22 protein-coding genes are annotated in these 24474 nt (G+C 54.5%); 17 read left to right on the plus strand and 5 right to left on the minus strand.

Going from position 1 to position 24474, the window contains the following annotated elements; translation table 11 throughout:
- Nucleotides 1-48 precede the first annotated feature (48 nt).
- From EV681_RS04900 to EV681_RS04940, 9 genes are all read left to right on the plus strand, one after another.
- Nucleotides 49-996: an ABC transporter permease gene (locus EV681_RS04900; protein ID WP_128395639.1), complete on the plus strand. Its 948-nt coding sequence runs from the start codon at nt 49-51 to the stop codon at nt 994-996.
- A 4-nt stretch (nt 997-1000) separates the two neighbouring features.
- Complete coding sequence (locus EV681_RS04905; RefSeq protein WP_130303427.1) at nt 1001-1897, plus strand: ABC transporter permease; 897 nt, start codon at nt 1001-1003, stop codon at nt 1895-1897.
- Between the two features lie 4 nt (nt 1898-1901).
- Nucleotides 1902-2963 (plus strand): ABC transporter ATP-binding protein, encoded by a 1062-nt coding sequence (locus EV681_RS04910; protein ID WP_242612140.1) that lies wholly within the window; start codon nt 1902-1904, stop codon nt 2961-2963.
- Nucleotides 2964-2996: 33 nt separating this feature from the next.
- Nucleotides 2997-4004 carry an ABC transporter ATP-binding protein gene (locus EV681_RS04915; RefSeq protein WP_130304022.1) on the plus strand — a complete coding sequence of 336 codons (1008 nt, stop codon included), beginning with the start codon at nt 2997-2999 and terminating at the stop codon, nt 4002-4004.
- Between the two features lie 42 nt (nt 4005-4046).
- The gene (locus tag EV681_RS04920) at nt 4047-5300 is read left to right on the plus strand and encodes a Zn-dependent hydrolase (protein ID WP_130303429.1); all 1254 of its coding nucleotides are present in this window, start codon (nt 4047-4049) and stop codon (nt 5298-5300) included.
- A 10-nt stretch (nt 5301-5310) separates the two neighbouring features.
- Nucleotides 5311-6696: an amidase gene (locus tag EV681_RS04925; RefSeq protein WP_165392945.1), complete on the plus strand. Its 1386-nt coding sequence runs from the start codon at nt 5311-5313 to the stop codon at nt 6694-6696.
- Between the two features lie 448 nt (nt 6697-7144).
- Nucleotides 7145-8335 carry a porin gene (locus EV681_RS04930; RefSeq protein WP_128395644.1) on the plus strand — a complete coding sequence of 397 codons (1191 nt, stop codon included), beginning with the start codon at nt 7145-7147 and terminating at the stop codon, nt 8333-8335.
- A 689-nt stretch (nt 8336-9024) separates the two neighbouring features.
- Nucleotides 9025-10557, plus strand: coding sequence for a glycine betaine/L-proline transporter ProP (gene proP, locus EV681_RS04935; protein WP_128395645.1), 1533 nt, complete (start codon nt 9025-9027; stop codon nt 10555-10557).
- 255 nt (nt 10558-10812) lie between these two features.
- Nucleotides 10813-11481 carry an OmpW/AlkL family protein gene (locus tag EV681_RS04940; RefSeq protein ID WP_128395646.1) on the plus strand — a complete coding sequence of 223 codons (669 nt, stop codon included), beginning with the start codon at nt 10813-10815 and terminating at the stop codon, nt 11479-11481.
- 55 nt (nt 11482-11536) lie between these two features.
- On the opposite strand, the gene EV681_RS04945 is transcribed toward EV681_RS04940, so the two are convergent.
- The gene (locus tag EV681_RS04945; protein WP_130303431.1) at nt 11537-12106 is read right to left on the minus strand and encodes an AAA family ATPase; all 570 of its coding nucleotides are present in this window, start codon (nt 12104-12106) and stop codon (nt 11537-11539) included.
- Nucleotides 12107-12519: 413 nt separating this feature from the next.
- Nucleotides 12520-13572, minus strand: a complete 1053-nt coding sequence (locus EV681_RS04950; RefSeq protein ID WP_130303432.1) for an asparaginase — start codon at nt 13570-13572, stop codon at nt 12520-12522.
- Nucleotides 13573-13758: 186 nt separating this feature from the next.
- Here EV681_RS04950 and EV681_RS04955 point away from each other — a divergent pair, with 186 nt between their 5' ends.
- Together EV681_RS04955 and EV681_RS04960 are read left to right on the plus strand one after the other, a co-directional pair.
- Complete coding sequence (locus tag EV681_RS04955) at nt 13759-14649, plus strand: dienelactone hydrolase family protein (protein WP_130303433.1); 891 nt, start codon at nt 13759-13761, stop codon at nt 14647-14649.
- A gap of 177 nt (nt 14650-14826) precedes the next feature.
- Complete coding sequence (locus EV681_RS04960) at nt 14827-15402, plus strand: carboxymuconolactone decarboxylase family protein (RefSeq protein WP_128395650.1); 576 nt, start codon at nt 14827-14829, stop codon at nt 15400-15402.
- 75 nt (nt 15403-15477) lie between these two features.
- Here the strand turns inward: EV681_RS04960 and EV681_RS04965 are convergent, their stop codons facing one another.
- A complete protein-coding gene (locus EV681_RS04965; RefSeq protein WP_128395651.1) occupies nt 15478-16524 on the minus strand; it encodes a LacI family DNA-binding transcriptional regulator in 1047 nt (348 codons plus the stop codon).
- A 110-nt stretch (nt 16525-16634) separates the two neighbouring features.
- Between EV681_RS04965 and EV681_RS04970 the strand changes: the two genes are divergently transcribed.
- The 6 genes from EV681_RS04970 (at nt 16635) to EV681_RS04995 (ending at nt 23216) form a co-directional block, all read left to right on the plus strand.
- On the plus strand, nt 16635-17654 hold the full coding sequence (locus tag EV681_RS04970) for a TRAP transporter substrate-binding protein (RefSeq protein ID WP_130303434.1): 1020 nt from the start codon (nt 16635-16637) through the stop codon (nt 17652-17654).
- A gap of 19 nt (nt 17655-17673) precedes the next feature.
- Nucleotides 17674-19557 carry a TRAP transporter large permease gene (locus tag EV681_RS04975; RefSeq protein WP_207227007.1) on the plus strand — a complete coding sequence of 628 codons (1884 nt, stop codon included), beginning with the start codon at nt 17674-17676 and terminating at the stop codon, nt 19555-19557.
- 72 nt (nt 19558-19629) lie between these two features.
- Nucleotides 19630-20169 (plus strand): VOC family protein, encoded by a 540-nt coding sequence (locus tag EV681_RS04980; RefSeq protein ID WP_128395654.1) that lies wholly within the window; start codon nt 19630-19632, stop codon nt 20167-20169.
- The gene (locus EV681_RS04985; RefSeq protein ID WP_130303435.1) at nt 20166-21440 is read left to right on the plus strand and encodes a ribulose-bisphosphate carboxylase large subunit family protein; all 1275 of its coding nucleotides are present in this window, start codon (nt 20166-20168) and stop codon (nt 21438-21440) included. The genes EV681_RS04980 and EV681_RS04985 overlap by 4 nt, the downstream gene beginning before the upstream one ends.
- Nucleotides 21437-22798: a four-carbon acid sugar kinase family protein gene (locus EV681_RS04990; RefSeq protein WP_130303436.1), complete on the plus strand. Its 1362-nt coding sequence runs from the start codon at nt 21437-21439 to the stop codon at nt 22796-22798. Before EV681_RS04985 ends, EV681_RS04990 begins: the two co-directional genes overlap by 4 nt.
- Before the next feature lie 211 nt (nt 22799-23009).
- Nucleotides 23010-23216, plus strand: a complete 207-nt coding sequence (locus EV681_RS04995) for a dodecin (RefSeq protein WP_130303437.1) — start codon at nt 23010-23012, stop codon at nt 23214-23216.
- A 16-nt stretch (nt 23217-23232) separates the two neighbouring features.
- On the opposite strand, the gene EV681_RS05000 is transcribed toward EV681_RS04995, so the two are convergent.
- Together EV681_RS05000 and EV681_RS05005 are read right to left on the minus strand one after the other, a co-directional pair.
- The gene (locus EV681_RS05000; protein WP_242612141.1) at nt 23233-24132 is read right to left on the minus strand and encodes an aminoglycoside phosphotransferase family protein; all 900 of its coding nucleotides are present in this window, start codon (nt 24130-24132) and stop codon (nt 23233-23235) included.
- The gene (locus EV681_RS05005; RefSeq protein WP_242612142.1) at nt 24113-24469 is read right to left on the minus strand and encodes a nucleotide pyrophosphohydrolase; all 357 of its coding nucleotides are present in this window, start codon (nt 24467-24469) and stop codon (nt 24113-24115) included. The genes EV681_RS05000 and EV681_RS05005 overlap by 20 nt, the downstream gene beginning before the upstream one ends.
- Nucleotides 24470-24474: the final 5 nt, after the last annotated feature.

The following is a 24474-nucleotide window of genomic DNA, read 5'->3' on the forward strand; positions in this document are numbered from 1 at the left end:
ACAGTGGTCGGCGCGACCCTTATTTCCTCTTTTTGAAGCCTGATTATCATGATGTATTTTCTGAGACGGCTCGTGTATTCGTTGCCAGTATTGCTGGGAGTGGCGTTCCTGTGCTTCTCCCTGATCCATATCGCTCCCGGCGATCCACTGATTTCGGTCATGCCTCCCGACGCTTCCGAAGCGTTGCGCAGCCAGATGATGAGCATCTACGGGTTTGATCAGCCATTCCTGATTCAGTTCTGGAACTGGTTGTGGCGGGCTTTGCATGGTGACCTGGGCATGTCCATTGCGACCAGTCGCCCCGTGGCCGCAGAGGTGATCGCGGCGGTGGGCAATTCCTTGCGGCTGGCCGTGATAGCTGTGCTAATCGGTTTTTCGCTGGGGGTCGTATTTGGCATGATTTCCGGCTATGCCAGAAATTCCATATGGGATCGGCTGGCATCTTTGAGCTCTATATTCGGCGTCAGTATTCCGCACTATTGGCTGGGCATGGTGCTGGTCATTGTGTTTTCGGTGTACCTGAACTGGTTCCCCGCGACGGGTTCGGCTGCGGGCGATGGCACTGGCTGGCGCTGGGACTGGGATCACGTGCAATACATGATCCTGCCTGCAATCACGATGTCAGTGATTCCCATGGGGATTGTGGCTCGTACCATCCGTGCCCTTGTCAGCGATATTCTGTCGCGAGAGTTCATGGTCGGGCTGCAGGCGCGAGGTCTGGGCCGCGGCCGAATGTTCATGCATCTGGTCAAGAACGTGGCGCCAACGGCCCTGTCGGTGATGGGGCTGCAATTGGGCTATCTGCTGGGCGGCTCGATCCTGATCGAAACCGTTTTCTCGTGGCCCGGCGCCGGATTTCTGCTCAATTCAGCCGTGTTCCAGCGAGACTTTCCCCTGCTGCAAGGCACGATCCTGATCATGGCGATTTTTTTCGTGCTGCTCAATCTGCTGGTCGACACCGTTCAGACCTGGCTTGATCCCCGTATTCAAAGGTAACAAAATGACCGATTATTCCCTTAACCGGAACGCAGATTTGCTGCTCGTGCAGACGCACCGCTCGGCGGGATACTGGAGCGGCGTCATGCTCAACCTGCGCCGCAACAAGGTTGCGATGTTCGCTGCCTGTCTGTTGCTGGCCCTGTTGCTGATGGCGATCCTTGCGCCGTGGGTCATGCCGGCAGATCCTTATAAATCTTCGATTATTCATCGGCTCAAGCCGATAGGCACGGAAAACTATCTGCTGGGCACCGATGAGCTGGGGCGCGATATGCTGTCGCGCCTGATCCTGGGTGCGCGGCTGTCGCTATTTATGGGTATTACACCCGTAATAATTGCGTTTGCAATTGGTGGAACGATAGGCGTTATTGCCGGTTATGCCGGTGGGCGGATCAACGCGGTAATTATGCGCCTGACCGATGTGCTGTATGCCTTTCCTTCTGTGTTGCTGGCGATCGCGCTCTCGGGCACGCTGGGCGCCGGTACTGGCAACGCCCTGTTGTCGCTGACCGTGGTGTTCATCCCGCAAATCATTCGCGTGGCCGAAAGCGTGACCACCCAAATGCGCACTCAGGAGTTTGTGGATGCTGCCAGAACATCGGGCGCATCGCCGGTCAGAATCGTATTCAGTCAGGTGCTCAATAATGTGCTGGGACCCATTTTCGTTTTTTCCACCAGTCTGATTTCCGTCTCCATGATCCTGGCTTCGGGACTGTCCTTTCTGGGCCTGGGCGTCAAACCACCTGAGCCCGAATGGGGGCTCATGCTCAATACCCTGCGCACGGCCATTTACACCCAGCCGGTAATCGCAGCATTGCCGGGTCTGATGATTTTCATCACATCGATTTCCTTCAATGTCTTTTCAGACGGGCTGCGCCAGGCGATGGATATCAAGGAGTAATATTGTGACAACGACATTGACCCAGCCGCAGGATATTGGCGGACCGGCCCAGCCCTTGCTTATTGTGAAAAACCTGCTGAAGCACTTCCCTTTGAAAACGCCGTTTTTCAGTCGTACCACCGCTGCAGTACAGGCTGTAGACGATATCAGTTTCGATGTCATGAAAAACGAGACCCTCGGTATTGTCGGGGAGTCTGGTTGCGGTAAATCGACAACGGCCAGGCTGCTGATGCAACTGTTGCAGCAGGACCGCGGCGAACTGATTTTCGACGGACAGACTGTCGGTAGTGCGCAGTTGCCGATGAAATCATACCGGCGTCAGGTGCAAATGGTTTTCCAGGATAGTTATTCATCCCTGAATCCGCGCATGACCATTTTGGATACCATCGCCTTTGCCCCGATCGTACATGGCATGTCCCCTCGGCAAGCCGAGCGTGAGGCGCTAGAGCTGTTGGAGAATGTGGGCCTGGACCCGCAACGCTTTGCCGGACGATATCCGCATGAATTGTCCGGCGGGCAACGCCAGCGGGTCAATATCGCGCGGGCAATTGCCCTCAAGCCACGCTTGATTATTCTTGATGAGGCCGTATCGGCGCTGGATAAATCCGTGGAAGCCCAGGTACTGAATCTACTATCGGACCTGAAGAAAAAATACAACCTCACATTTGTCTTCATCAGCCACGATCTGAGTGTGATCGAATACCTGTGTGATCGGGTCCTGGTCATGTATCTGGGCAAGGTGGTAGAGCTGGGCACGACGCGGCAGGTGCTCAATACGCCTGCTCATCCTTATACACAGGCGTTGCTGGCGTCGGTACCCACGACAGACCCGGATCGGCGCACTGAAAAGGCGCCGCTGGCCGGGGATCCGCCCAATCCCATAGAGCCGCCTGCCGGTTGCCGGTTCCATCCGAGGTGCAGCCAGATGATCTCGCAGTGTAAATCCAATATGCCGCTGTTGCTGGCGCATCGCCCTGGACATCAGGTGGCGTGCGTTCGCGTTAACGACCGCATTGGCCAAAGCGTGAGCATGGTTCAGCGCGAATCTGCAGATATGTCGATCTAAGAGGACACCATGAATACACAAGCGATTACGCCTATGGACGAACACAACAGCGGGCATCCCGTCACAGGCGATCAACCCGGCAACGCCATTTCAGTGACAGACCTGACGGTCGCGTTCGAACGCGCGGGCAAGACGATACGGGCGGTCAACGGCGTCTCTTTTCACGTAGCTAAAGGCGAAACCCTGGTGCTTATTGGCGAATCGGGGTCGGGCAAGAGCGTGACGTTGCGGGCATTGATGCGCCTGCATCCTGAAAGACAGACCCGGCAAAGCGGCTCGATCCAGATCAATCGGCAAGAGGTACTGCAGATGGACCGGCGGCAATTGCGCGCGCTGCGAGGCAAAAAAATAGCGATGGTATTTCAGGAGCCGCTATTAGCCCTGGACCCGGTCTATACAGTGGGGCAGCAAATGATCGAGTGCATTCGCACGCATCATCAGATTAGCGCCCAGGATGCGCGTGCCCGTGCGATCGCGGCGCTGGAAGCAGTACGCATCCCGAGCCCGGAAAAGCGCCTGGCAGCATACCCTCATGAAATGTCAGGTGGCATGCGTCAGCGGGCGATGATTGCGCTGGCACTGTCCGCCCAGCCCGAAGTGTTGCTGGCCGATGAACCGACCACAGCCCTGGATGCCACGGTGCAGATACAGGTGTTGATTTTGATGCGCGAATTACAAAAGCAATTAGGGTTGGCCATTGTTTTTGTCACTCACGATATTGGCGCGGCAACGGAAATGGCGGACCGGGTCGCCGTCATGTATGGCGGGCGAATCGTCGAAGAGGGCAGCATTCGGGAAATTTTGCAGGATGCCCGCCATCCCTATACGCTGGCGTTGCTCAAGAGCCGTCGTCATGGCATGGAGCGAGGCAAGCCGCTGGATGTGATACGTGGTTCGCCACCCGATCTGGCCAATTTGCCACCTGGCTGCCCCTTTGCTGCGCGTTGTGACCATGTGCTGGCGCGTTGCACAACAAGTGTGCCGCAGACGACCAAGATCAGTCAAAGTCATCAGGTGCAGTGCCATTTGGCCGCTGCCTGATAGTGATCCCGTATCAACGAATTTTTAAACAGGTAACGAATAATGGATATGAATGAACACAGTAGCGTCGGGTGCATCAATGGCGCGCGACTTTGGGACTCGCTGATGACGTTGGCTCGCATCGGCGGCACGGAAAAAGGCGGTGTAAATCGTCTGGCATTGACCGAGCTGGACAAGGAAGGCCGTCATCTGTTTGTTCAGTGGGCAAAGGACATCGGCTGCACCATCCGTGTGGATGAACTGGGCAATATCTTTGCCCGCCGCGAGGGACAGGACCCGCAATTGCCGCCAGTCATGACCGGTAGCCATATCGATACGCAGCCGACCGGTGGCAAGTTTGATGGCAATTATGGCGTATTGGCCGGGCTTGAGGTACTACGCACGCTGAATGATCTGCAGATCCGCACGCGAGCGCCTCTCGAGGTCGTGGTATGGACCAACGAAGAAGGTTCTCGCTTTGTGCCTGTCATGATGGGGTCGGGTGTCTATGTCGGGGCATTTTCTGCCCAGACTGCATTGCACAGTACCGATACCAAGGGTATTAGTGTTGCCGCCGCGCTCGCGGACATTGGTTACGATGGTGCTGTGCCGTGCAGGGCGACACCCGTGAAAAGTTATTTTGAAGCTCACATTGAGCAGGGACCGGTGCTGGAGCGGCGCTCGCATACCATCGGCGTAGTAACGGGCGCGCTGGGACAGCGTTGGTATGATGTCCAGGTGCAGGGGGTAGAGTCACATGCCGGTACGACACCCATGGAGCTGCGCCGGGATGCATTATTGCCCGCAATGCGCATCATGAACGAAGTCAACGAGATTGGTCGTCGCTACGGAGAAGATGGACGTGGTACGGTTGGCTGGGTTGATGTATATCCCAATTCGCGCAATGTCATTCCGGGACGGGTGCGGTTCTCTGTGGACCTGCGCGCACTGACCGACGACGACCTGTCTGCGATGTCTGCCGATTTCCAGCGCTATTGCGATGCCATGGCCGATACGTATCAGGTACAGATTCATGCCGAAGAAGTGGTTTATTTTCCTCCTCAGGCGTTTGCCGCGGCGCAAGTTGCTGCTGTGGAAAAAAATGCCGCCCGATTGGGTTATGGGCATTCCAGGCTGGTTAGCGGCGCAGGTCACGATGCTGTATACCTGGCGCGAATATGCCCGGCAGCGATGATTTTCATCCCCTGCAAGGATGGCATCAGTCACAATGAAATCGAAGATGCCTTGCCGGAGCATGTGGAAGCCGGATGCAACGTCCTGCTCCATTGCATGCTTGATGAAGCCGGTGTGGTGTAAAGGACATATTATGGAACAGTATGCCTTCGCCTCGATCACAGAGCTGGCCCGCAGCCTGGCAATGAACAACGTGACTGCCGAGTCGCTGACGAACTACTTTTTGAACCGTATAGACAGGTTGAATCCCGTATTGCATGCCTTTGCGCGTGTCTTTCCGGAACAGGCGCTGGCGCAGGCACGTCAGTCCGATGAACGGCGGCAACAGGGACGGGCGCTGGGTATGCTTGATGGCATACCGCTGGGCATCAAAGACTTGTGTGATATCGAGGGTACGGTAACGGCCTGCGGCTCCAGGCAGTGGGAAACCCGGACTAGTGCCCTAACCGCCGATGCGGTGCATCGCTTGCGAGCCCATGGCGCGGTCATTATTGGCAAGACGCACACGGTAGAGTTTGCGTTTGGCGGCTGGGGAACCAATGCTTTGCTGGGAACGCCTCGCAATCCCTGGGACAGGAACCTTCATCGCGTGCCCGGTGGCTCTTCAAGCGGTTCGGGCGTTGCGGTTGCTGCCGGCCTGGTGCCGGGAGCGCTGGGTACCGATACCGGCGGATCGGTGCGGATTCCTGCCGCGCTCAACGGGATTACTGGCTTGAAGACGACAGTTGGCGCGATCAACGCCGACGGCGTGTATCCATTGTCCCGGACGCTGGACAGCGTGGGGCCCATGACCAGGACCGCAGATGATGCCGCCTTGCTGCTGCAGGCGTTAACGAATGCGCCGGGGCAGACAGTACAAAGCATGACGTACCTGGCCCAGGATAATGCCGACGAGTTGGCGGGAGTACGAGTGTGCGTGCTGCCCGAGGATGACTATGGTGTGCAAGTGCAGCGTGCTGTACGCCTGGGTTCGCGGGATATGGTCAGGATGGTCGAGATGGCCGGCGCAACCATCGTACGCGAGGCGCCTCCATTTAGCTTTGAGCAGGCCATGAGCGATTGCGGGAAGTTGATCGCGGCCGAAGGATGGCGTCTGCACAAGGACTACATCCAGGACCCGAGCCAGCATTTCGGGCCTTTTGTGCGCGATCGCCTTATGGCCGGAAAAAGCATATCGGATATGCAATACCAGGATCTGCTGGGCGCCCATCTGAATATGCAGGCCGTTTGGACGCAATGGATGGCCGATAAAGATGCCTTGTTGCTGCCCACCACGCCTTTTGGCCCGATACCGCTTGCACAGGTGGACGAGTCCGGCACACCACTGGGCTACTTTACCCGTTTTGTGAACTGGGTCAACGGTTGCGCTTTGGCGCTGCCCGCCGGTTTTGACCAAACCAACCTGCCAGTCAGCGTACAGCTAGCCGGCAAGGCGGGAGACGAACTTATGCTACTGCGCATCGGCAGTACGATTCAATCTCTGACGGCCTGGCACTCCTACACGCCCACGGTCGGTTAGCGCGGTTGCACACAAATGTCGCATATATGTCACAAATGTAATAAAAACGCTAAGCGTATTCACTATGAAGGAAAACCCTCATGACCTAAGAGGGTAAAATGATTGCCTGGGCAAGAATCGTGCCAACTTTGCGTATCAGTAAACGAAACCCGCCGGATCTACCTTTGTTGGCAGGTGCCCCTTTAACCCTATGATTGCAAATGTAATTGCGTTTAAAACTGGGACTAATTCAATTGCACTTAGATTATTACCATACGCAATATAAATGCTGCAATCGTGATTAAAACGCTGTCGCTGCTAAGTGTACGAACCGCCGGGAAGGCCATTTTCCGAGGTGGGCGGTTCCTTTACATAAATGTATCTAATCTTTATATTGCTTCAAATCTGAATCGTTTCTGAACCATTCGGGTAAGAAGAATGATGACCCATCCCTGAGGAGATTTGATACATGAAAAAGACTTTGCTTGCTGCAGCACTGGCCGTCGGCTTTACCGGCGTAGCCCACGCAGAAACTTCCGTAACCCTGTATGGTATTGTCGATGCCGGTATTGGCTATCAACAGACCAAAGTGACGCAGGGCGATGCCTATACCAAGACTCGTGATATTGGCCTGATCAACGGCGTCAGAAACGGTAATCGCTGGGGAATGAAGGGTGCTGAAGACCTGGGCAACGGCACAAGCGCCATTTTCCAATTGGAAAGCGGCTTTGACCTGGGCAACGGCAAATCCGCACAGGGTGGCCGTCTGTTTGGTCGTCATGCCTATGTCGGTCTGACCGGCGCCAACTGGGGTACGCTGACTTTGGGTCGCCAACTTAACGTTGCGGCAGACACAGTCTCGTCGCTTAATCCTTTCGGCGTTGCGTACATGCAGGCTGGTGTGCTGTCTGGCGCATTCGGTGCCTCAACATACGCCCGCATGGACAACTCGATCAAATATATCAGTCCTGATCTGTCCGGCTTTAAAGTTGGCGTCGGCTATGCTGGCAAAAACACCAAAACCACCGGCAGCGACGGCTTCGAAGATTTCGAGGCACGTGATACTTCCAACTGGATCACGGCTGGTGCCTCTTATGATAACGGCCCTGTCTCTGTCGGCGTTTCATACGATCGCTTCCGCACCGACGTGCGCCTATCCAATGGTGCAGGCGAGAAGGGTACGACCCACATGTGGAACCTGTTCGGCGCCTATGATTTTGAGGTCGTCAAATTGTTCCTGGGTTATGGTCAGATTCGCGGTTCAATGGCCAACGATGTTATCGTAGCTAGCGGTGTCGGAAGTACAGGTTTGACCGGTGCATTGGATGATTTCGCTACCAATGCTGATGGATTCACTTACGCAGAAACCAAAGGTTACCGTCAACAAGCCTGGATGGCAGGCCTGTCAGCGCCTATTGGCGACGACGGCAAACTCATGTTCTCGTATCAGGGCAGCTCTACCAAAAACAAAGACGACGGATTTGATGGTGTGAAAGGCAAACTGAATATTTTCAGCCTGGGTTACGAGCATAAACTGTCCAAACGCACTGCTGTTTATGCCATCGCATCTTACGGTACAGGCAAACTGAAGTTTGACAACACAGAAAACGTCAAGCTGAAATCAACACTGGTTGGTGTCGGTCTGAATCATCGCTTCTGATGACTTGTCGCTACTGGCAATGCGGCGCCTGGCGTCGTTATTGCCAGCGCGGCTAGATGCAGTAGAATAAAGGCTTGGAGTCTGCAGCCAACCGTAGTGACTAGAGATGTTCCAACATACTATTCACCCAAGACGTGCGGTTGCCTGGCAACGTATCAAGGACTCCCGGCCCTTGCATCAACTCCGTAGTTTGAACCCCAGGGCGCCTGTCGCTTCTGGGGTTTTTCGTTTTGCCTGGGCGTTTCCGTACAGATCATCCGTCTAATTACAAGGCCATAACACAGCTGACATACTGTATCTGTATCGTACGGGTGGCTGGCTACCATCAGTTGCAGGCCTTTGGCTGTCTGCTGGATGCACTATCTGAAGGGAACAGTAAGGTTTCCCCACATCATAAATTCGTTTTACTGGCGCCATCGATTGTGCCATCCGGTCACGCAGCTTCTTCTCATGCGTGGCGGTTGATATCGGGTTTTTGTGGCTGCTTCAGGTGGTTTGCCAGAAGCGCTATCACGGGTGTGATTATCCTCGCCTGCAGGATTTTCACGCTGTTTATGACAATTTGAAAACAAGCGCTCCGCGCAATCTATTAGTCAATGTGCAGATAGCGAGTAACAGGAAATGTTTGCAAGGTGATAGGCATTATGGCACCATGGTTCGTAACAATGGGAAGCCCGGGGACGCAGATAATGACAGAGTCAACTTCAGCATCGCAACAAAATCAGCCCTTACAAATTGACGATATCACCGTTATTGACGACACCAAGCTCAAGAAGGCAGTGACAGCCGCGGCACTTGGCAATGCGATGGAATGGTTTGATTTTGGCGTGTATGGTTTTGTGGCCTATGCGCTGGGAAAAGTGTTTTTCCCTGATGCCTCGCCTGCGGTGCAGACCATCGCTGCGCTGGGTACGTTCTCTGTCCCGTTTCTGGTCCGACCGCTGGGAGGGGTGTTTTTCGGCGTGATGGGTGATCGTTTCGGGCGACAGAAAGTGCTGTCGCTGACCATTATTATCATGGCCATCAGTACCTTTTGCATCGGGCTGATTCCTTCCTACGCAACTATCGGTTTGTGGGCACCTGTTCTTTTGTTGCTGTGTAAATTGGCTCAGGGCTTTTCGGTGGGCGGCGAATATACGGGAGCGGCGGTCTTTGTTGCCGAATATGCGCCCGACCGGCGGCGAGGGTTTCTGGGCAGTTGGCTCGATTTTGGCTCAATTGCCGGTTTCGTGCTTGGCGCAGGCCTGGTGGTGTTGTTGCAAACAATCCTCAAAGAACCCACCTTTCTGGAATGGGGCTGGCGGGTGCCTTTCTTTGTTGCGGGTCCGTTAGGGTTGCTGGGGCTATATCTGCGTCACGCTGCCGAAGAGACCCCCGCATTTACGCAACAGCTTGAAAAGATGGAGAAAGAAGACAAGGATGCTATCAAGGAAAGGCCTGGGGTGTCCTTTCGCGAGATTTTTTCCAAATATCGCAAGGCATTATTGATCAGCATCGGTATGGTTCTGGTGACCAATATTACCTATTACATGTTGCTCACCTATATGCCCACCTATCTGTCGAGCAGCCTGGGCTATACCGAAGAGCACGGAGTACTGATTATTGTGGTGGTCATGATCGGGATGCTGTTCGTGCAGCCGGTTGTCGGTTTCTTCAGCGACAAAATCGGCAGAAAGCCCTTTCTGCGAATCGGTAGCATTGGCTTGCTGTTGTTGGCAATACCTTCTTATCATTTTATTGGTAGCGACAATACCGGTTTGATTTTTCTCGGGCTTTTGTTTATCGCAATCGTACTCAATTGTATGACGGGTGTAATGGCTTCGACACTGCCGGCATTGTTTCCGACGCGTATCCGTTATAGTGCGCTGGCAAGTTCCTTTAATGTCGCCATTATTGTTGCCGGGCTCACGCCAACCGTGGCCGCGTGGCTGGTGGAAGAAACGGGGAATCTGATGATGCCAGCCTATTATTTGATGGTTGCTGCAGTCATCGGGATCATTACCTCGTTCTATCTTCCCGAGACCGCGAATAAGCCGATGCGAGGCGACACACCCACGGCATCCAACAAGCACGAGGCCAAGGCGCTGCTCAAGGAAGCGTACGAGAATATCGAACAAACTGTTGCCGATGTGGATGAGGAAATTACCGCTGTGCAGGAGCAACTCGAAGCGCTCAAGGCACGTCGCCAGCGCTTGGTGGATCGTCATCCTCACATGGACTAAAGGCAATGTGGCCCGGATGGTGTCATGATTTGCACCGGGCGACTGCGACCATCGTCGTGTGAGGCATGTCCATGAAAAAACGTATCGCCTGCTCAATCGCATTGTTGGCATTGATCGTCTTGGGTTCAATGCATGATGTTTGATTTAAATCAAATTTAAACGTTGCGCAGTTGCTGTTGCTTGCGTAAACGCAATATTCATTTGTGATTTTTGTTGCATTCTGTCAGTTCGTTAACAAGTACTGATGGAGAAAAAATGCATGTCATTCGTGATATAGTCGTCGCAGGCTCGCTTGCGCTGGGTGCACTCTCAACATTGCCAGCTGTTGCGCACGAAGCGGGGGATTGGATAGTGAAAGCCGGCATTACAAGTGTGATGCCCAGGTCGGGTAATGGAACGGTCGGGAAAAGTATAGCCCCCCGCGGCATTGATCTGGATGTCAATGACAGCACGCGTCCCAGTTTCAGCCTGACGTATATGGCAACCCGTCATCTTGGGGTCGAATTGCTGGCTGCTGCGCCGTTCAAGCATGATATCCGTGGCAGCGCCGCCGATCTGGGCGGCGATCTTGGCAGGATTGGTACCACCCGGCATCTGCCTCCTACACTTAGCGTTCAGTGGCATTTTTTGCCCGACGCCCGGGTGCAGCCGTATGTTGGTGTTGGACTCAATTACACAACCTTCTTTCATACAAAACCGACAGGCGCGTTACGGGATCTTGGCGTTGAAAAACTCAAGCTTTCAGATTCCTGGGGGCTGGCCGCACAAGTGGGCGCTGATGTGAAAATCAACGATAACTGGTTTTTGAATGCCAGTGTTCGCTATATTGATATCAAGACCAGCGTTCGGCTTGACGGCACTAAAATCGGCACAGCAAAAATCAATCCCTGGGTTGCCACTGTCGGCGTAGGATATCGTTTCTGATTCGCACTACGTGATCACAAGTGGCGTGCTGCGATTTGCTCAATCAACCGGGCTGTCAGTCCTTTTTTCTGCCATGGCCGCAAGCGATGGCGTTCAGGATGAACGCCGCCCGCTGTGCTACCGGCAGGCGGGGCACATGCACCAGTGCATAACCATATTGTGAATAAGTCTTTATCATCGCGTGATAGGTTGCGATGGCGGTGGACAGGTCCTGCAGTCGTTCCTGGTCACTACGGTAGATCTGCGGCCAGGGCGGCATAATGAACGCTGTCGTATGATATCGACAACGGGACGCCGCTGTTTGCAGGGATTCTGGAACTGGCAATTGCTCCAGTTGCAGATATGCGATGGTATCCACAATACCGCGGTCAAAGAAAACCGGACCGTTCATATCGCATGCACGTTGGTAAGCCGCCATGTCGCGTTCGTACATAAACCGGGCATACGCGGTTTTGTCATTCCATGGCAGGGCAACGCCGCCGCTACTAAGCTGCTGGTGTATCACGGCCCGACCGGCTTCGGGCACACAGCGGTAGCCCAAATCGGCCAGATGGTTGATGAGTGTTGTTTTGCCGGCGCCGGGTCCACCGGTCAATACAAAAAATTTGGCTGATTGAGGGTTCATTTCTGATGAGGGTCTGATTTATTAATTAGGGATGCACCAACGAGTGCATCGCGTTTAACGCGCCGACAGGGTGTCGACACATGAAGGCTGATTTTGTCGGGGGAAAAGGCGAGGGCGTTGGCTTGAGTGATCGAACTGATGCGTCAGTTGGTGCTGCAGCAGTAGATCACGTGGGAAAGTACAGCAAGAAGAGGGTGCCAGAAAACTGAGCGATGGAACCTGCAAGACAGTTGCTGCGGGTGTCGGGTGAGGGCTGGCCAGAGCGGTTGGCAGCGGATCGGCAGATATGTACAGCACAGGCTTTACATATCGCACCAATCTTTATTGATACGCCAAATACATCAAAGCATCGATATGAATACATCCATATCCATGCATTGATATATTTATTGATGGGATTTTACTCAATCCCGTTACATGGCGTCAAATGCGGCCTGCAGGTCTTCTTTGCCCGATTTTCCGCTTTGCAGAAGAAGCATCAGCAGAATACGGGCTTTTTGCGGACTCAGATTTCCCGCCATCACTGCGCCTGCGTCTGCTGTCGTTTTACCACCGCCTTCAAACCCGTAGTTGGCCATCACGCGACCGTTGTAGACACGGGTGGAAATCACAACTGGAATTTGCTTTTCCAGTGCATATTTCACTGCCTCAAACATCGGCTTGTTCATATTTCCCATGCCCAGCGCCTGCACCACGATGCCCTTTGCACCCTGATCTACGGCGCTGCGCAGCAGGCTGCCGTCGGCGCCACCATACATGGCAACAATATCTACTCTTGGCATGGTCTCAGCGCTGATGGCGATATGCTGGCGACGCAATGGTTCCCGGGCAAATATCACACGGTCAGGATAGACCTCGCCCAGAAAACCATAGTCGCCCGATTGAAATGTTTCTACATTGGCTGTATGGGTTTTTGTGACATGACGTGCGGCATTGATCTGGTTGTTCATGGCCAGCATGGTGCCTTTGCCCTTTGCCTGTTCGTCGACGGCAATACGCACCGCGTTGAGCAGATTGCGAGGGCCGTCAAAATCGGACGAAGAGGCATTGCGTTGGGCTCCAATCAAGACGATGGGTTTGTCCGATTGCACCGTCAGATCCAGCCAGAACGCGGTTTCTTCCAGGGTATCTGTGCCATGTGACACAATAACCCCCGATACTTCCGGCCTTTGCACGGCTGTACTGACCGCCTTGCTCAGCTCAATCCAGCGCGGCGGATCCATATAGTCTGACGGCACATTCGATAGATTGTTGACTTCTATTTTGGCGAACTCGGCCACGCCGGGCACCGTTGCCAGCAGATCATCACCGGAGATGGCTGGCACGGGCGCCTTTTTGACCGGATCAATTTTCATGGCAATTGTCCCGCCAGTGGCAATGAATTGAACCGTTGGCTTTTCCTGGGCGTGGGCAGCGCCGATCAGTGTTGCGCACAGTCCGGCTAATACAAATGAGATTTTTTTCATGATTGTCTCCTTATTGTGATTTAATTAACATGAATGTGATCCTGTTCAGGATCGGCACAAAGCCTTCCTGCGCCAGCATATGGTACCAGCATCGGGTTTCACATTTCATTGTTCACGCAATTTCTCCATCAGTTCCTTTCTCAGCTCATCCGGGTCTGATGGCCCGCCTGTCAAGGAGTCCGCAACATGAATCGAAAAAACGCGAGTGATTTTCATCCCGATGTTCTTAAGCTGTTTGATGCCTATGTGCATGGCGGTATCAGTCGCAGGCAGTTTCTGGATCGTTCAGCGCGCTATGCCGTAGGTGGCGTCACTGCCTCTGCGATTCTCAGCAGTCTTGCACCGAATTTTGCCTGGGCGCAGCAAATTGCGCCCGATGACAAACGAATTAAAGCTGGCTACGTTCAATATCCGTCTCCCCAGGGCAATGGCACCATGAAAGGCTATCTGGCGCAGCCAGCCGATGCCGAGGGCAAGTTGCCGGGTGTGGTAGTGATTCACGAAAACCGAGGGCTCAATCCGTATATCGAGGACGTGGCAAGACGACTGGCCGTTGAGAATTATGTTGCTTTTGCACCCGATGCGCTTACGCCGGCCGGCGGTTACCCCGGAGATGAAGACAAAGCGCGCGAGCTTTTTGCAAAACTGGATCCGGCCAAGCGCACCGAAGATATGGTGGCGGCAGCGCAATTTCTGAAGGGGCATGAAACCGTGAATGGCAAGATTGGCGCAGTAGGATTTTGCTATGGCGGCGGGGTGGTCAATATGCTGGCTGTTCGCATGCCGGATCTGGCTGGCGCAGTACCATTCTATGGTGGTCAGCCTGCGGCTGCTGATGTGCCGAAAATCAATGCGCCGCTATTGATACATTATGCCGGCATTGACGAGCGCATCAACGCGGGATGGCCGGATTACGAAGCCGCGCTCAAGGCCAATAACAAGAAGTATGAAATGCACATGTATGAGGGGGCCAATCATGGATTTCATAACGACACGACGCCTCGTTACGACGAAGCAGCCGCAAAGCTGGCGTGGTCCCGGACCTTGGCGTTTTTCAAATCAAACCTGGAAGGCTAATGTGCTGGTCCTGACCTGAGTATGGGATAAGGGACGGAACTGGGACGCCCGCCGCTTGCCTTTACTTCTAGATTAACAGGGACATCTGGCGATTGCGCTGTTGTTGGGATAAGGGAATTGGTATAGTTGCAAAGACTGTTCTTACTCAATTCCTTTTATTTAAATTCTAGAGCCATCATGAACCAGTATCCGGACCGTTTTGCCCCCCTTGCACCAGAAGCCTGGAGCGCCGACCAGAAACAGTACGCACAGGAAATTATCAACGGCCCGCGCGGTGGGCTTTTGTCGCCCTTCATTCCCTTGATGCGTAGCCCTGAACTCATGGCCCACGCCAGTCGTATGGGAGAGTACCTGCGGTATCGCAGCGCCCTGGGGCAGCGCCTGTCGGAGCTGGCGATCCTGATTACCTCGCGGCAATGGTCTCAGCAGGTCGAGTGGGCGATTCATGCGCCGATAGCGTTGCGTGAAGGCGTATCTGAACATACCATCGAGGCCATACGAGTAGGCCGCAAGCCCGAAGATTTGCCTGAAGATGAGGCAATACTTTATGCATTCTCGACCGAACTATTTCGCAATCAGTCGGTATGCGATCACACTTACGAGCGCGCGTTGCAGCAATTTGGCGAGCAGGGGGTGATGGACCTTGTCGGAATCAATGGCTATTATTCGCTGCTATCGATGGTCATGAATGTAGCCAGGACACCGGTTCCTGCCACTTCAGCGCAGCCGCTGACTGTCATGCCTGCCGTGTAGCGTTGTCGGGCGAACCTGCTATTGCGCTTGCAATAGATTGCAAGGCGGGCGGCGAACTGACCCCGACCAGTGTGATCAGGGCAGGTTTTCCCGGAAAATGATCTGGCTTTGCACGGGGTCGATGCCACTCATTACCGGCCGTCGATCGCGCAGATTGGCAAAGATGCGGATACAGTTCATGGTCGCGGACTGTGGATTCTGTGTAATGACGGCGTCCATGGTTCCGTCGATCAACAGGGCTCGCGTATCGGGTGTGAGTCCGTGACCGATAAACACCACTTTGTGCGCCAGGCTTGCTTCCTTGAGTGCTTTGGCCACGCCGTCGGATGCGCCGCCAATATTGTAGATGCCTGCCAGGTCTGGAGACTGTTCCAGCAGTTGTCGCGTGAGCCGATAATTTTCTTCGGCGCTATCGAGACCTTCGCGTAAGCCCACTACTTCAACAGTGGGAAACAGTTCCTTGAACATATACAGAAAACCCATTTCACGCTCCTCATGAGCGCGATAGCTCAGGCTGCCCGCGATCATGGCAACCTTGGCTGGCCGCGCGCCGATGAAGCGGGCAATCAGGTACGCCGCAGTACGGCCGGCTGCACGATTGTCCAGGCCGATATAGGCGGCGCGGCGCGTATTGGAAATATCGGTAATCAGCGTTATCACATGCTTGCCCTTATCGACCAGTTCTTCGATGGCGTCGCGCACCAGCGGGTGCTCAATGGCCATGCAAGCAATGGCGTCAGCGCGCTCTGCCTGCTTTTTCAGGCTAGTGGCAAGGGCCTCGGGATTGAAGCCTTCCACATAGTCGACTCTGCATTTCACGTTATAGGGCGTCCAGCTGTCCTGGGAGTAAGTGATGGTGTCGCCCAGCATCCTGATAAAGCGGTTGGTACCTTTGGGGAGCACAAATGAAATACGCATGGCGCTGGGTGTAAGTGCCGCGTACAGATCATTTTCCGGCAGATAGGCCAGTTCGGCGGCGGCTCGCAATACGCGCTGGACCGTGGCTTCGCGCACGCCCGATCGGTGGTTCAGTACGCGGTCTACAGTGGCGGTGGAGACGTTAGCCAGTTTGGCAATATCAGCAATATTGGCCCTGCTTGCGGCTTTCTCTGAGCTTTTCATACATCAAAAACCATCATTTAATTTGATTGACGCTGGTATATTATCACTATATCGTTGCGGTTAGAAAAATAATAAAATCAAAAAACATCATTTAACGTCTGGAGACAAATATGCAGAAGTATTCTCGCCGCAGCATGCTGCGCACCCTGTCCGCCATGCCGCTGGCAGGTGTTGTCAGCGCGCTGCCACAGATGGCGCGTGCTGCCGAATTTTCTTATAAATATGGCAACAACCTTCCGCTGTCTCACCCCTTGAATATTCGCGCCAAGGAAGCGGCCGATGAAATCCGGGAAAAATCCGGCGGACGGGTCGATATTGCCATTTTCCCCAACAATCAGCTCGGCGGCGATACCGATATGTTGTCGCAAGTGCGCTCCGGCGGCATTCAGTTCTTTACGCCGTCTTCACTTGTGATTGCTACGCTGGTGCCGGTTGCGGCCATTAATGCGCTGGGTTTTGCTTTCAGTGATTATGCCCAGGTGTGGAAAGCGATGGATGGCGATCTGGGTGCGCATGTGCGCTCATCCATTCGCAAGATACGCCTGTATGCCTTTGACAAAATGTGGGACAACGGCTTTCGCCAGATGACCAGCAGCAAAGGGCCAATACAGCAGGCCTCCGATCTGGAAGATCTGAAAATCCGCGTGCCGGTCAGCCCGCTGTCCATTTCCATGTTCAAAGGTCTGGGCGCCGCCCCGACAAGCCTTCAGTTCAGCGAGGTGTATTCTTCTTTGCAGACCAAAATTGTGGATGCTCAGGAAAACCCGTTGCCCATTATCCAGGTGGCAAAACTGTACGAGGTACAAAAATATTGCTCTCAGACCAATCACATCTGGGATGGTTTCTGGTTTATTGCCAACGGCGCGGCGTGGGATCGATTGCCCGATGATCTGAAGACAATCGTTGCCGATGGTATTAATGGCGCGGGTATGCGTCAGCGCGAAGATATCAGAAAGCTCAATGATTCGGTGCAGAACGATCTGCAATCGAAGGGGCTGACTTTCAATGCGCCATCTCCCGACACATTCCGGGCAGCACTGCGCAATGCCGGCTTTTACAAAGAGTGGAAAGGCCGTTTTGGTGATGAAGCCTGGGCCGCGCTTGAGGCCTCGGTAGGTAAACTGGTTTAGTGTTATGGAAACTGCAATAATGACCGACTCTGCGATGGCGATGAAAACGCCCGCCACAACCACTGTTTCCAGCGCAGGCAAGTTGTTGCGTGCTGCAGACAAAGCGCTCGGCCGCAGTATTGAGCTGGTCGCCGTGATGCTGATCATTCTGGAAGTTGTGATCCTGTTTTCGGGCGTCGCAGCAAGGTACGTATTGCATGTGCCATTGGTATGGACCGATGAACTGGCCTCTATCCTGTTTCTCTGGCTGTCCATGCTGGGCGCGGTCATCGCATTGCGGCGCGGGCAACACATGCGCATGACCGCCTTTATTGACCGTGTCTCCGCCAATCGGCGTCAGTTGCTTGAAGGCTTTGCGTCGTCTGCATCACTGGCCTTCCTGGCGCTTTTTCTGTATCCGGCATTCGAGTATGCCTACGAAGAATCCTATATTGTGACTCCGGCATTGGAAATCAGTAATGCATGGCACGCTGCCGCATTGCCGGTGGGTATTGCACTCATGATACTGACGTCGGTCTTTCGTATGGCCATGACCGCCGATCGCAAGCAACTTTGGGTCAGTATGGGCGTTACATTGGCATTGCTGGCCGTGTTCTGGCTGGCGCATCCCGTGTTGATGGGGCTTGGCAAATTCAATCTGGTGATTTTCTTCGTCTTTGTGGTGGCCGCTTGCGTCTTTTCCGGTGTGCCGATTGCCTTTTCGTTTGCGCTGGCCACTTTCGGCTATCTGACGTTAACGACCCAGACCCCCATTGTTGTGATGGTGGGCCGCCTGAATGAAGGCATGTCGCACCTGATTCTGCTGGCTGTTCCGCTCTTTATCTTCCTGGGCGCGCTCATAGAGATGACGGGTATGGCGCGGGCCATGATCCAGTTCCTGGCCAGTTGCCTTGGGCATGTTCGCGGTGGCCTCTCTTATGTATTGATTGGCGCCATGTATCTGGTTTCCGGCATTTCCGGTTCCAAGATTGCCGATATGGCTGCCATCACGCCGGTACTGTTTCCAGAGATGGAAAAGCGCGGCGCCAAAAAGGGTGAACTTGTTGCGCTGCTGTCGGCCACGGGCGCGCAGACCGAGACTATTCCGCCATCCATTGTGCTTATCACCATAGGCTCGGTTACCGGCGTATCCATTGCCGCGCTGTTTACCGGAGGCATATTGCCGGCTGTTGTTCTTGGCTTGTGTCTGTGTGTCGTGGTCGGCTGGCGCTATCGCCGCGAAGATCTGTCAAAGGTTGCCAAAGTACCCAAGCGTGATATTTTTCGCTTCCTGCTGATTGCCTTGCCTGCGATTTCGTTGCCTTTCGTGATCCGCGCTGCCGTAGTCGAGGGTATTGCGACCGCAACTGAAGTGTCTACCATTGGGGTGGTGTATTCCATTCTTCTGGGCCTGCTGGTCTACCGGCAGTTTGACTGGAAGCGCGTAACGCCGATTCTGGTAGAAACGGCGACGCTGTCAGGCGCCATTATGCTGATTATCGGTTGCGCAACAGCCATGGCCTGGGCACTGACTCAATCTGGTTTTTCCAGTGATCTGGCAGCGCTCATGGCGAACGTGCCAGGCGGTGGTTATGGCTTTCTGATCATCTCGGTATTTGCGTTCATCATATTGGGAAGCATTCTGGAAGGTATTCCGGCCATCGTGCTGTTCGGGCCCCTGCTCTTTCCGGTCGCTCGCGCCCTGGATATCCATGATGTGCACTATTCGATCGTTGTCATTTTTGCGATGGGTATCGGGCTGTTCGCTCCGCCGTTCGGTGTGGGTTATTACGGCGCGTGTGCAATCGGCAAGGTCAATCCGTCTGAAGGCATGCGCTATATCTGGGGTTACGTTGTTGCGCTGTTTGTCGGGCTGATGATCGTGACATTTGTTCCCTGGATATCCACCGGTTTTATCAAATAAATCATCTCGCCATACAGGTTCATGGTGCCTGTTTTTGCAGGCATCATTTTTATCAAAAAGCTGGAATACAATATGAGTACATTCTTTGGCGAAATTCGTCAGCTGGGATATGTTGTCGACGATATCGAAGCGGCAATGGCTTACTGGAGCAACACGCTGGGCGTGGGCCCGTGGTATTACAACCCGAAGGTGCCGATCCGCAACTATCAATATGACGGCCAGACCTACGAGCCGCATAATTCAGTGGCGCTGGCCAATTCCGGTTTCGTGCAGGTCGAGCTGATACAAACGCGCAACGACGTTCCGTCAATGTACCGCGATTTTCTGCAAGCGGGTCGCACCGGCCTGCAACATGTTGCTTACTGGACCGAGCATTATGATGCCGATCTTGAACGGTTGCTCAAGCAGGGTTTCAAACCACGCATGAGCGGAGAAGTGGGCGAACAGGGCAGGTTCATCTATTTTGATACTGAATATCATCCGGGCACAGTCATCGAACTGTCGGAAGTAGCCGGCCCCAAGGGCCGTCTGTTTGACCTGATTCGTGCGACGTCGGAAGGCTGGAATGGCCAACAGGCCATCCGGCCGTTTCCAGACCTGGATACATTATGAGCGATACTGCAGTACAAGCCCGGTATGTGGTGGAAACGCCTTTTGATCCGGCCAAAGTGGCCCAGATCATGGCGGGCGAGCAGTCCTGCGGGACCTTTACCCGTGTTGCTGGTGAAACCGATGAGTTGCGAGACCGAGCTCGTGCCACGGTAACTGCGGTTCACGAGTTGCCTGCCGGCGAAGCGCCCAGTCTGCCCAATGCCTGGCTCGAACGCAGAGGTGTTCACGGCCCATGGCGTCGTGCCCACATTGATATTTCATTTCCGATAGCCAACTTTGGCGCAAACCTGGCCACGTTGGCCGCAACGGTCTCGGGCAATCTTTACGACTTGGGAGAAGTGACCGGCCTGCGTCTTGAGTCGCTGACGCTCCCCGCGTCATTTCGTATGCGGTTTGCCTTGCCTGGCCTGGGCATTGCCGGCACGCGCGCCAGTATTGGTGTGGCTGCCGGCGCTATGGTCGGCACAATTATCAAGCCAAATGTCGGCATGAGCGCAGCGCAAACGGCAGCGCTGGTAAAAACCTTGTGCGAGGCGGGCGTTGATTTCATCAAGGATGATGAAGTGTGCGCCAATCCGGACCATGCACCGCTGGCCCAGCGCGTACCTGCGGTGATGGCCGTCATTCGTGAGCATGCACAGCGCACCGGCAAAAAGGTCATGATGGCGTTCAATATCAGCGATGATCTGGATTCCATGCGGCGTCACGCAGACCTGGTGGCGCAGGAAGAAGGCACCTGCGTGATGGCCAGTCTCAATTACTGTGGGTTCTCTGCAATTGAAAGCCTCAGAAAGAGTACGCCGCTAGCTATCCATGGTCATCGTAACGGCTTTGGAGCTGTCTCGCGGCACCCGTTGCTTGGAATGGCATATCAGCCATATCAGACGATGTGGCGCCTGGCAGGGGTGGATCACATGCATGTGCATGGCTTGCAGGGCAAATTCTCGCAGCCCGATAGTGAGGTGATAAGTGCAGCAGCCGACTCCCTGGCGCGCATGTCCGACACGGTCGACGACCGGGTGTTGCCGGTATTTTCTTCGGGCCAGTGGGCGGGTACGGTTCCGGTGACCTGGCAGTCGATTCAAAGCCAGGACCTGCTCTTCATGTCGGGTGGCGGGATTTTGGCCCATCCTATGGGAGCGGCCGCCGGCGTGGTCAGCCTTCGCCAGGCCTGGGCAGCGCAGCAGGAAGGAGCAACGCTGGAAGATTTCGCTTGTAATATGCCTGAGCTGAAGGCTGCATTGGCGTTTTTTGGCGACAAGCAATCATGAGCCTGACGTTCGGCTGGTATGGCGATGATTTTACCGGGGCGACCGATACGCTGGCCGTTGCAGCACGCGCCAATCTGCGCAGCATCCTGTTTCTGGACGTACCCACCGACGCGCAACTGGCGCGTATCGGCCCACTGCAAGCAATAGGAATAGCCGGTACGGCACGCAGCATGAATCCGCAACAGATGCAGTCCAGTCTGCCCAAGATCGGGCGCTTTTTCCAGGATCAGCAGGTTCGGGTGCTGCATTACAAATGTTGTTCCACCTTTGATAGTGCCGTGCACACGGGTAGCCTTGGGGCGGCAGTCAAGATCCTGGGCGACTATGTGCCAGCACCGTTTGCGCTGTTTGTGGGTGGTCAGCCCGATATTGGCCGTTACTGCTGCTTTGGCAATCTTTTTGCTGCTGCCGGAGATTGCGGCCAGGTGCATCGTATTGACCGGCACCCAACCATGCATTGCCACCCGGTGACACCAATGGATGAAGCTGATCTGAGATTGCATCTGCAATCGCAGGCAATGGCCGATGTCATTAGCATTCCTTATACTGCATATCAACAGCAACCAGCCGTGCTTGATGCGCTGGTGGATCGGGCTATTGAACGCTGTGGCAGCGCCACGGGGAAGATGGACACGGGTGTGCTCTTCGATGTTTCTGACAGTACGCAGCTTGCAAGCGTCGGACGACAGATTCTGCGTATTGCCAATGACCATAAAACAGCATTGGTTCTGGGCTCAAGCGTCGTGTTGCAGGCAGTGGCGGCGGCAGAAAATGTCGGCACGCACGCCGATAGCGTTGCGGGCCACGTGATCGAAGACAGGCAGCACCCGGAACACGGCGGTCCGACCTTCGTGTTGGCGGGAAGTCTGTCTCCGGTTACCGCTGCGCAGGTGCGGGCAGCCGATGGGTATGTAAAGCTGCCGCTGCAGGCGCGCTCGTTGTTGAATGATGCCGCCTACCGGGCTGCACAATGTCAGCACATTTGTGATGAGTTGAGTGCTAACCGTCATGTTCTGGCCTATGTCGACCAGCAAAACGGGCGCGACTGCGCAATACATTCAGCGGACCTGGCGGCGGCTACGGCCCGGTTTGTACATTCGACGCTGCAGTTGTTGGCAGAGCAGGGTATACGCCTGGGACAGCTTGGCATTGCGGGTGGTGATACGTCCAGCCAGGCAATCGCGCAACTGGATGTATGGGCCTTGTCTTATGCAAGTGTATTGTCGCCCGGAGTAACCATTTGCTCAATGCATAGCGACAATCCTGCACTGGACGGCTTGGCCGTCATGTTAAAGGGTGGGCAGATGGGCAGCGAGGATATTTTTGATAAATTGCTGCAAGTGCCGCTAAACTGCTAAGTTGCCCATCCCCGGAACGTGGTGTGTTGCCTTTCCTGCGCTGAATCGGCCGTGTGGTGCATCCGGCGCAGGTCGCTGTGAAGACTGACTCGGCAGATGCCTGCTGTAATAGCAATAAAAATAACGAATAGATTGAGTGCTGCCCAATTGCATAAATAGTTTAATCGCCGTAACATGGTAAGTGCCTATCCATACTACAGGGAGCAGCGCCATGAACGATCATGTCTATAAGCATATTGAACTGACAGGTTCATCAAAAAACAGCATCGAAGATGCAGTAAGCAACGCGTTGGCCAAAGCCAATGAGACGGTCAGGAACATTCAGTGGTTTTCCGTTACCGAGACGCGAGGACACGTTGTCGACGGCAAAGTGGCCCACTGGCAGGTCAGCATCAAGGCAGGTTTTACGCTGGAATGAATAAGCGGCGCGCGAGTCAATTCGGGCTCAGTGACAGGGCCTGTATTGCCAGGCGCGCTACGTTCAGGTCCTGTTGCGCCTGCGCTTCGTTTGCGTCCTGGATGAACCAGACCGCCGACAGGCCGGCAAACGCCAAGACCCAGCATAACAAGCGGTGACGATCCAGGTTGGCTGCCTGCGATACGACTTGAACCTGGCGAGCAAAGCGAACCGGGTCGGTCACGGTGGGCAGGTCGGGGTTCAGAATCAGATTGGCATAGTCAAAGCCCCGCTCGCCCAGTAGCCCCTTGGGGTCGATGGCCAGCCAGCCACGATCCGCAAAATCCAGAATATTGTCGTGGTGGATGTCGCCATGCAGTACGGTTATCTCTTCGGGCTCGGCCAGCAGCCGATGCGCGGCATTTGCACATTGTTGTAGCACCGGGTTGCTACCGGCCGCTGCGAACAGGTCTGCGAACCACAGTTGTAATGGAACCAATTGAAGTCGGCCCGAAACGCGCCGTGCGTGGGCGTGCAATTGCGCCACCGTGTCGCAGGCAATACGGCTGGCATTGTCGTCCTGGCCGTGCAATGCCATATGCATCAGGGACTGCCTGCCCCGGGCCCGTTCCATTACCAAGGCATTGGCGTTACGGGCAAATACCCTGGCAGCACCATGGCCATCCCACCATTGCAGCACTTTGCCGCCGCGTATTTCGTGCTCATCGCGCGCAATCTTGAGCATTGCCATGGCGCTGTTCATTTTCACCGGCAGCAGACTGCTGCCCGGGGTCGCAATGGGCTTGCCGTCCTGGACCAGGTTCCATTTTTTCATCCACGGCACAAACACGTCCATATCCGCATCAGCCCCCACTTGTGCGTGCTGATGATGCGCAGGTCCGGAACCCGGTTTGCCTTCAGTCATCGAGCTTGTCATATTTATTTGCACTGCCTTTGCTTTTTTTCACTGGATACTTTTGGGCATTCAGTTCCAATTTTTCCTGGGCGGCCTGCAAAATGTCAATGTTCAGGACCCGACTGATGGTCAGCAGATACAGCAGCACATCGGCAATTTCATGTCTGGCTGCCAGTTGGTCTTGTTCATTTAGTGTGGCCGATTCTGCTTCTGTTTTCCATTGAAATATTTCGACCAGCTCTGCCGCTTCCACCGAAAGCGCCATGGCTATATTTTTGGGCGAATGGTATTGATCCCAGTCGCGGGCTTTGGCAAAGGCTTCAAGCTGTTCGCAAATGGCGGTTAAGGTTGGTTTCATAATAT

The sequence above is a fragment of the Advenella incenata genome, from assembly GCF_004217095.1.
In the GTDB taxonomy this organism is placed as follows: domain Bacteria; phylum Pseudomonadota; class Gammaproteobacteria; order Burkholderiales; family Burkholderiaceae_B; genus Advenella; species Advenella incenata.